This is a genomic window from Spirulina subsalsa FACHB-351, from assembly GCF_026130165.1.
Lineage (GTDB): Bacteria > Cyanobacteriota > Cyanobacteriia > Cyanobacteriales > Spirulinaceae > Spirulina_A > Spirulina_A subsalsa_A.
In genome coordinates, this window is sequence record NZ_JAIHOM010000219.1 from 1 (window position 1) to 3,871 (window position 3,871).

The following is a 3,871-nucleotide window of genomic DNA, read 5'->3' on the forward strand; positions in this document are numbered from 1 at the left end:
CTCGTAGACAAACACGGATGATACTGAGTTAATGGATATCAAATATTATAATAACATGGAATTGAAAAATGGGTAATAAAAAGCCGTCCTGAAGGACGGGGCTTGTATCCCATTATTTTCGGTCAATCCTAGATGCGGGTTGGGGTGGATTCATGACGATTGTGGAGGCAGTAGCGGTAAAACGCGGTCTTCACGTGGTCAAGGTTTCCGCCCAGGGAACCTCTCAGGATTGTTCAGGCTGCGGTGGGAAAGTATTGAAAACCTTGTCGGTCAGAACTCATCAATGCCCCCATTGTGGCCTGGAAATGGACAGGGATGAGAATGCGGCGATCAACATTCTCAATCGGGCGTTACGCGAGGTGGGGATCATCTTGCCTGCCTGTAGAGGCTTCGACGTTGGTCGGCCGATGAAGCAGGAAGCTCAAGCCATGGAGGGAGTTCAACTCTCTTGGTTGGCTTGAGAAGCCCCCGTTATACCCCTAGGGTTAGCGGAGGAGAACTTCACGACGCAGGCTTAAACGTGATTATGAACGCCTGCATCAAAATCGAGTACCAACGCCTCCAAATTCGCCGCTAATCGACCCCCCCACACCACCCCCCAAGCCCAGATAGGAGTCACATCTCTGATAGGCTAGAGAAATATCTTAACCACTGGTCAGTAACAGGTATGAAAACCATTGCGATTTATCACCACAAAGGGGGAGTCGGGAAAACAACCGTAGCCGTTAACCTAGCTGCCGTCTTACGCAAACGGGGAAAACGGATTTTATTGGTAGACATCGATGCACAAGCTAACAGCACCTTCGCCACAGGACTCATTAAATTTGAATTTGAGCAGGAGGATGATCTCAAAACCTGCAATGTTTACCACCTCCTAGAAAATACCCATCTCATCTTTGTTGAAAATGTGGTGAAACCTTCCAATTGTTTTAACCAGCCGGAAATTGATGTCGTTCCCTCTCATATCACCCTCATTTCCCAACAACCGAATTTAACCCGTTTTGCCAGTACCGCTATCCGTTTAGCCAGAAAACTGGACAAAGTGACAGAACAATACGATTTTGTTATTATTGATACACCCCCCTCTTTAGATTTATACGCTCAAGCCTCCCTCACCGCCGCCGATTATCTGATTATTCCCTCAGACTTAAAACCTTTTTCCAATCAAGGGCTATCCAGCGTCGGAGAATTTGTTAACACAATCATTAATGAAAATCGCGAAGGCTTAGGGAAAGAACCGTTAAACATTTTAGGGGTTTTACCCTCTAAAATTTCTCCCAATCCTATGTATTTAAAACACACTTTCCCTAAACATCAACTGGCGATTACAGAAGTCTATAACTTTCCCCTAATGGAAACAGTAATCTTAGAAAGAACAGCCCTTTCTAAATGTATTAACCAAACGATTTTGATGGGAGACTTAGAAATACCTGCACCCCAATCCATCCTAGATTATGCCCTGAAAGCCCCTCAAGAAGCCAAAGCCTCCGCCTTGGAGTTTGAACAGTTAGCCGATGAAGTATTGAGCAAAATTGAAGTGTAAGGAGATGAAAAAATGGTCATTTTTTTAATGATTGACATTGAGAACATTATATGCAATAGCCCCCGTTCTGATTTTAGTGAGTCACAATTAGAAAAGCTGGCAGATTATATTCTCAAAGTTGAGGGACTTTTACAACCTGTTATTGTGAAAAAAGCTGGGTTTGAGAGTTATGAATTAATTGCCGGAGAACTAGCTTATCATGCCGCGATGCGGGCGAAAGAAAAGAATCCTCATCAAGGGGAAATGGTCAACGCTTTTGTGATTCAGGAAGCACAACAGAGTTATGTTATAGAACAGTTGGCAGCTTTCTTTGAAGCCCTGAGTCCTCATATTTCACAGGGAGTTGAAGCCCCAGAAACACCTGGGATTGTCCCAGCACAGGATGACCAGCGCCTGTTCAATTTAGAACAACGCTTAGAGCAACAAGGTCAAGAAATTCGGGCTGAATTTAACAGTTTATTTCAACAGTTAGCTGAGAGGATTAATCTGTTAGAAACGACACCTCCTCCTGAACCCTCCGCCGAAACTTCTGGCCCGGTGATGGGATTATTAGATTCGCTGAATGTGTTAGATGGGAAGTCATTACGCTCTGAATTAGAACGGCGAAATATTCCCCGTGCCAGTATTTTAGCCAATGCGATTATTACAGCGCGGGACAAACAACCCCAGCAGGTTTTTCGCGGGTATGGTGATGTAGTTGCCTCGGTGAAAGGGTTGGGGGATAAAACTTTAATTAAGATGATTGATGCTTTTGCTATGAGTTGAGGGGTATTGGTAAAAATTCAAGGAGGGTGCGTCAGCATTACATCAATTCCTGTGTTCCCTACGTTATCAGTGAATAGTCATCAGTAAGATGTGGGAATTGAGAATTAATAATAATGATTCCCCATTCCCCATTCCCCATTCCCTATTCCCCATTCCCTATTCCCCATTCCCTATTCCCTATTCCCTATTCCCCATTCCCTATTCCCTATTCCCCATTCCCTATTGACCTGCCCATGAAACCTCTCACCCTTGGCATTAGTGGTGCCAGTGGCCTAATTTATGCCGTCCGAACTATTAAATACCTTCTCACGGCAGACTATACCCTAGATATTGTGGCATCTAAAGCGGCCTATATGGTCTGGCAAGGGGAACATAATATCCGAATGCCCCCAGACCCCGATGAACAAGCGATTTTTTGGCGAGAACAAGCCGGGAATCCCAGTCAGGGAGTGTTACGCTGTCATCGTTGGGGAGATGTGGGGGCTACTATTGCCAGTGGGTCTTTTCCTAGCTTGGGAATGCTGGTGATTCCCTGTAGTATGAGTACCGTGGCTAAAATTGCCCAAGGGTTAAGTTCTGATTTACTGGAACGGGCGGCGGATGTACAGTTAAAAGAAGGGCGGAAACTGGTTCTCGTCCCTCGGGAAACGCCGTTGAGTGTGATTCATCTACGCAACCTCACCACCTTGGCTGAAGCAGGAGTGCGCATTGTGCCAGCGATTCCCGCTTGGTATCATCATCCCGAAACCATTGAGGATTTAGTGGATTTTGTGATAGCCCGAGCGTTAGATCAGTTCGAGATTGATTGTGTTCCCCTCAAGCGTTGGCAGGGGGGCAAGACCAAAGGAAACGGGGAGGAATGATGCAGATTTTTGTTCTCTTGTTACTGGTTTTGGCGTTAACGTTGCTGGTGGCTCAAAATTGGGTGCCGCTGTTGCCTTTGGTGCTGTTTGGAGCTACGACAGTCTCGCTCCCGGTGGCCATTTGGTTGGTGTTGGCGATCGCATCCGGAATTTTGACGAGCATCCTCCTACAAATTCTCAACTATCGCCCCGTTTCCGGTTCTTCTCGACCCCGTACCCCCCCCCAACCTGCTCCCCGGTATCGAGAGTCAGAAAACCCCTCAGAAGGGGCAAAAACCCGTCTTCAGGATAGCAATGGCTGGGACAGACCCCTCTCGGAAGACTGGGACGCACCGGGAGAGGAAGAGTGGGATATTGAAGAACCTCCCCGTGAACGCACTATTCCCCGTCCTCGACCCCGTGAGGACTATCGGGATTCTCCCCGCAGTTATGAAGTCCCTCAGCCTCCCCCCCAAACTCAAAAAGAGGGAACCGTTTACCGTCAACAATATGGGGAGAGAACCCCTCAACCCACTCCCGAAGAATCCGCCCGCCAAACTGATAATATTTACGAGGCAGATTATCGGGTGATTACGCCACCCTTTCGCCCTGACTCTTCACCGGAAGAGGAGGAGGATTGGGTTTAGTGAGGGTTTGCAGATAACTCGGGGAGCGAGGGAGAGGGGGAGCGGGGGAGCAGGGAAGAGGGGGAGCAGGGGAG

At 47.5% G+C, this 3,871-nt stretch carries 4 protein-coding genes and 1 pseudogene; all 5 read left to right on the forward strand.

All coding sequences use genetic code 11. The features are described 5' to 3' along the window. Positions 1-152: 152 nt before the first annotated feature. The 5 genes and pseudogenes from K4A83_RS22270 (at position 153) to K4A83_RS22290 (ending at position 3,797) form a co-directional block, all read left to right on the forward strand. Positions 153-461, forward strand: a complete 309-nt coding sequence (locus K4A83_RS22270; RefSeq protein WP_265266910.1) for a transposase — start codon at positions 153-155, stop codon at positions 459-461. Between the two features lie 206 nt (positions 462-667). Beyond that, positions 668-1,543, forward strand: a pseudogene (locus K4A83_RS22275) (ParA family protein); the annotation flags it as partial. Positions 1,544-1,555: 12 nt separating this feature from the next. Further along, positions 1,556-2,308, forward strand: a complete 753-nt coding sequence (locus K4A83_RS22280; RefSeq protein ID WP_265266912.1) for a ParB N-terminal domain-containing protein — start codon at positions 1,556-1,558, stop codon at positions 2,306-2,308. Between the two features lie 233 nt (positions 2,309-2,541). Further along, positions 2,542-3,171: a flavin prenyltransferase UbiX gene (locus K4A83_RS22285; RefSeq protein WP_265266913.1), complete on the forward strand. Its 630-nt coding sequence runs from the start codon at positions 2,542-2,544 to the stop codon at positions 3,169-3,171. Then, complete coding sequence (locus K4A83_RS22290) at positions 3,168-3,797, forward strand: hypothetical protein (protein ID WP_265266914.1); 630 nt, start codon at positions 3,168-3,170, stop codon at positions 3,795-3,797. Before K4A83_RS22285 ends, K4A83_RS22290 begins: the two co-directional genes overlap by 4 nt. The last annotated feature ends 74 nt before the right edge of the window (positions 3,798-3,871 follow it).